Annotated in this window: 1 protein-coding gene; it reads left to right on the forward strand. The window is 76.3% G+C overall.

Annotation, left to right across the window (positions count from 1 at the left end):
• Positions 1-44: 44 nt before the first annotated feature.
• Positions 45-1,888, forward strand: a 1,844-nt coding sequence (locus tag ACWEVO_RS35930) for an NADH-quinone oxidoreductase subunit 5 family protein (protein WP_452311851.1), incomplete at its 3' end; no start/stop codon positions are given.

Raw genomic sequence — 1,888 nt, forward strand, 5'->3', positions numbered from 1 at the left:
CTGCCGGCGGCCGGACGGCGGGCCGACCGGCCGGAGGGGGAGAAGTGACCGGACTGTTCGCGGTGGCGCTGCCCGGCGTACCCCTGCTCGCCGGTCTGCTCGGGTTGTTGCTGCCGCCGTCGCCGCGCGGGGCGGCGACCGGCGAGGATCCGGCCCGGCGGGCGGCGATCGTGCTCGGCGTGACCGGCGCGGCGGTGGCCCTGGCCGCGGCGGTGGCCCTGCTGGTCCGGGTGGACCACCCGGTCGAGGCCGCGACCACCTGGGTGGACCTCGGCGGGCTGCGGGTCACCCTCGGCTACCGGCTGGACGGCCCGGCGGTGCTGGTCGCCACGGCGGTCGCCGCAGTGGCCCTGGCGGTGCAGGTCTACTCGATCGGCTACCTGCGGCGTGGCCCGCACGACGACGTCGAGGTGGACCACCGCTACCCGCCCTACGCGGCGCAGATCAGCCTCTTCACCGCCGCGATGCTGACCGTGGTGGTGGCCGGCGACCTGATCCTGCTGCTGGTCGGCTGGGAGGTGATGGGCATCTGCTCCTACCTGCTCATCGCCCACGACCGGCGGCTGCCCGAGGCGCCGGCCGCCGCGATGAAGGCGTTCCTGGTCACCCGGGTGGGTGACGTCGGCTTCCTGCTCGGCATCGCGCTGCTCGGGGTCTCGGCCGGCAGCTTCCGGATCGCCGACGTGCTCGCCCATCACCACTCCACCGGCATCCTCACCGCGGCCTGCCTGCTGCTGCTCGCCGGGGTCGCCGGCAAGAGCGCCCAGTTCCCGCTGCACACCTGGCTGCCGGACGCGATGGCCGGCCCCACCCCGATCTCCGCGCTGATCCACGCGGCCACCATGGTGGCCGCCGGGGTGTACGCGGTGGCCCGGCTCTTCCCGCTCTTCGCGCAGGCCCCGGCGGCCCTCGCGGTGCTCGGGGTGATGGCGGCGGTGACCCTGCTGCTCGGTGCCTTCGCGGCCACCGCTCAGGACGACATTAAACGGGTGCTGGCCTGGTCGACGGTCTCCCAGATCGGCTACATGACCGGCGCGCTCGCCGTCGGGGCCCCCGCCGCGGCCCTGTTCCACCTGCTCAGCCATGCCGCCTTCAAGGCGCTGCTGTTCCTCGCCGCCGGCGCCGTGATCCACGCGGTCGGCACCACGCTGATGTCCCGGATGGGTGGGCTGCGGGCGAGCATGCCGCTGACCTTCTGGTGCATGGTGGTCGGCCTCGGCGCGCTCGCCGGGGTGCCGCCGCTCTCCGGCTTCTGGAGCAAGGACGGGGTGCTCGCCGCCGCCGAGGCCGCCGCGCTGGACGACGCCGGCCCCGGCCCGGCCTGGGTGGGCTGGCTGGTCTGGCTGGCCGGGCTGGTCGGCGTCGCGGTCACCGCCTGGTACGCGACCCGCCTGCTGCTGCGCACCTTCCTCGGCGCGACCCGCATCCCGCTCGCCGAGCCGCACGACCCGCCGGGGGTGCTGCGCTGGCCGGTGCTGCTGCTGGCGGTGCTTGCCGCGCTGCTCGGGCTGGCCGCCTTCGCGCCGTGGTTCGCCGACCGCGTCCGGGTGCCGGCCGACGCCTCCGGGGAGGCCGTCGAGCTGGTCCACCTGGCACCGAACCTGCTGCTCCCGCTGGTGCTGCTGCTGGTCGGCGCGGGGGTCGCCTGGGCCGGCTGGCGTCGGGACCCGGCCGCCGACCCGGCCCGCTTCCTGGGTCCGTTGCGGCCGGTCTTCGCCCGGGCGTTCCGGCTCGACGACGTCCAGCAGGCCCTCGTCGTACGCCCGACGACCGCGCTCGCCTGGGCGGTGCGGGCGGGCGACGAACTCGGGGTGGACGGCCTGGTCGAGGGGAGCGGTCGGGCAGCCGTGGGGCTGGGCGGCGGGCTGGCCGCGCTGCACCGGGCGGC

The sequence above is a fragment of the Micromonospora sp. NPDC003776 genome, from assembly GCF_053605645.1.